Annotated in this window: 1 protein-coding gene; it reads left to right on the top strand. The window is 61.8% G+C overall.

Annotation, left to right across the window (positions count from 1 at the left end; genetic code table 11):
• Positions 1 to 576 precede the first annotated feature (576 nt).
• Positions 577 to 2,370 carry a group II intron reverse transcriptase/maturase gene (gene ltrA / locus ACYVO6_RS49435; RefSeq protein WP_461073628.1) on the top strand — a complete coding sequence of 598 codons (1,794 nt, stop codon included), beginning with the start codon at positions 577 to 579 and terminating at the stop codon, positions 2,368 to 2,370.
• Positions 2,371 to 2,386: the final 16 nt, after the last annotated feature.

Raw genomic sequence — 2,386 nt, 5'->3', positions numbered from 1 at the left:
AGTGTCCAGGTCGATCCCCAGACTCGCATGCGTCGCTGGCAACGGCGGGGTGTGAAGCCGGGTCCTCACGCCCAAGAGCCTTCGTTCCATCCGAGGGCAACAGGCAAGGGGAAGGCTGGGCGGGTGAACGAAAGTGAACCTCTGACTATGCCCCGTCATTTTCAACAGCCGCAGATGGGAAGCCGCAGTGGCTGACAGGTCCCGACGCTGGAAGGCGTCAGGTGAGCTTCGTGGAGTTTGGCGCGGAGCACGGACACCACTGGACCCGGGGTAAAGGAGGCACCCAATCCAGTCGCAACTGGAATGTGCGGAACGTGGGAACCCCGTTGTGGTCTGTCTTCGGACAGCAAGCCGACCGTAAGGGAAGCCGGAGCCCATAGCGGGAACAGGATGATCCAAGAAGCGAACGCCGGTAGGTCGAAAGGCCAGAGGAAAACAGGGAGAACTCCCAACTCCCTGCATAACTCGCCGGATACGGGCAGATGCCCGGCCCGAAAGGGAGCCGACGTGGATCAGGTGGAATCTTGGAGAGAACTGCAAGGAACCCCGAACCTGCGGACAAGTTAGGCGGCACGGATGGCAACGATGAATGAGTCGGCGCTCGACGTGCTGAACGGACCGAAGGGCGAACTCGACGACTGCGACTGGACCGGTATTGACTGGGCCACCGCAGAGGAGAACGTACGGAGACTGCGGCAGCGCATCTTCAAGGCAACGCGGGACGGTGACCTCAAGAAGGTCAGGAACCTGCAAAAGCTCATGCTGAGGTCGCGGAGCAACACGCTGGTGAGCGTGAAGCGCGTGACACAGCAGAGCACCGGGCGCAAGACGGCCGGGATCGACAAGGAGGTGATCCTCACCCCGAAGGGGCGAGGAGAACTGGTCGCCGATCTGACGCGGACGACGACTCCGTGGAGAGCCAGGCCGGTCAAGCGCGTGTACATCCCCAAGAGCAACGGCAAGCAACGGCCTCTCGGTATCCCGGTCATCCGCGACCGGGTCATGCAGGCCAGGGTGAAGAACGCCCTTGAGCCTGAATGGGAGGCCCGGTTCGAACCCAGATCTTATGGGTTTAGGCCGGGAAGGAGCTGCCAGGATGCGATGCAGGCCATCCATAACACGGCGAGCGGTAAGAACGCCAATAGGGAATGGATTCTGGATGCCGACCTTGCGGCAGCATTCGACCGGATCGATCACGAACGACTGACAGAGGCCATCGGCACATTCCCCGCGAGGGGCATGATCCGCCAATGGCTCAGGTCCGGAGTGTTCGAGAACGGCCGGTGGTCGCCGACACAGGAAGGGACCCCACAAGGGGGTGTCATCAGCCCATTGCTGATGAACATCGCGCTCCACGGGATGGAAACGGCCGCCGGAGTGAGGTGCGCAAATCGAGCCCGTGGGATCGAAACCAAGCGGACCTCGCCGGTGCTCGTCCGGTACGCGGACGACTTCGTAGTGCTCGCGCACTCGGAAGCGGAAGCGTACGAGATCAAGGAGAAGCTGGCGAAGTGGCTGGAGCCCCGCGGGCTTCGCTTCAATGAGGAAAAGACACGCGTCACGACCCTCACTGAAGGCTTCGATTTCCTCGGATTCAATTTCCGTAGAAGTTCCAGTGGAAAGGCGATCGTCAGGCCGAGCAAGGACGCCGTGCTGAGGGTCCGGGAACGGCTTCGGACGGAGGTAAGGGCCCTTTACGGGTCCAATGCCGAGGCTGTATTGATGAAGCTCAACCCCATCATCAGGGGATGGGCGGCATACTACCGGTCCGTGGTGTCCAAGAAGACCTTCGCTTCCTTGGACGACTACATGTGGAAGCTCACCTTCAAGTGGGCCAGACGTGGACACGCGAGGAAATCCATGAAGTGGATCATCAGGAGACACTTCGGGAGGTTCAACACGTCCAGAGCGGACGTCTGGGTATTCGGCATCCCGGCAACGGGGGCCCACCTCCAGAAGTTCGCATGGGTCCCGATCGTCCGGCACGTCATGGTCAAGGGCCCGGCATCCCCGGATGACCCGACCCTCCAGGACTACTGGGCATCGAGACGCCGCACCCGGACGCCACCGCCGATGGATAAGACAAGCATCCAGCTGGCGGCACGTCAGAAGGGTGTCTGCCCGCTGTGCAGGCAGGCGCTCATCTCTGGGGCCGAGTACGAGCCGGACAGTCCACGCGAGTGGATCGAATGGTTCGCGGCGATGAAGAAGACGCTCCACAAGCATCACTTCGTCTACCGGCGGGACGGCGGAACGGACGCGAAGACCAACCTCCGCCTCGTACATGCCTCCTGTCACCAGCAGCATCATGCTGGCGACGCCAGGAGGACCGGAACGCAGGAACGCGCGTTGCACGTGGATTCTGCTTGAGCCGTGTGCGTTGTGA

It is taken from the genome of Streptomyces pseudoechinosporeus, assembly GCF_054783935.1.
The sequence above is the reverse complement of the archived record's forward strand: the minus strand, read 5'-3'. Positions and strand labels throughout refer to the sequence as shown.

Bases quoted from the DNA above. Each gene is read 5' to 3' on its own strand.
- ltrA (WP_461073628.1), top strand. From the start codon at position 577: ATGGCAACGATGAATGAGTCGGCGCTCGACGTGCTGAACGGACCGAAG.